The 446-nt window shown below is 44.6% G+C and carries 1 protein-coding gene; it reads left to right on the forward strand.

Features of this window, described 5'->3' with window-relative positions:
- On the forward strand, window positions 1-334 hold a 334-nt coding region (locus FH871_RS33415; protein WP_171063040.1), incomplete at its 5' end, for a hypothetical protein.
- Window positions 335-446 lie beyond the last annotated feature (112 nt).

Here is a 446-nt window from a genome sequence, read left to right on the forward strand (position 1 = left end):
AGAAGCTAAAATCCGGATCAAAGCCTTTGTGGATTACCTGGGAATCATCGCGGACAAAGACCGTCCTTTCGATGAACGCAATGGAGCCATCCGGCAGGCTCTTGGGATGTTTGAGAAAGAAGCTACTCTTCAGATTTTAAATAGCAGGACTGGGGTGACACACACAATGCCGGTGCGGCAATATCTTGAAAGAGTTAAATTGCTCAAATACGAGAACATGCAGATTATCAGTGCTGAGCCGGTTCTCAGTGTTCAGGAATCCCCTTTTTATAAAGAGAAAAATTGGGTGGTTCTGTTTAAGAAGGCCACCATGAATGTCACCCTTCGGGATTAAAATTAAAAACAATCATTTTTCGCGCAAACCAAATTACTCCATCACTATGAGATCTCTTTTTCTGCCCGTCTTGCTGAGTCTGATGCTGACCGGAGTCCAATCGGTATCGGGG

The organism is Larkinella sp. C7 (genome assembly GCF_006149005.1).
GTDB lineage: Bacteria > Bacteroidota > Bacteroidia > Cytophagales > Spirosomataceae > Larkinella.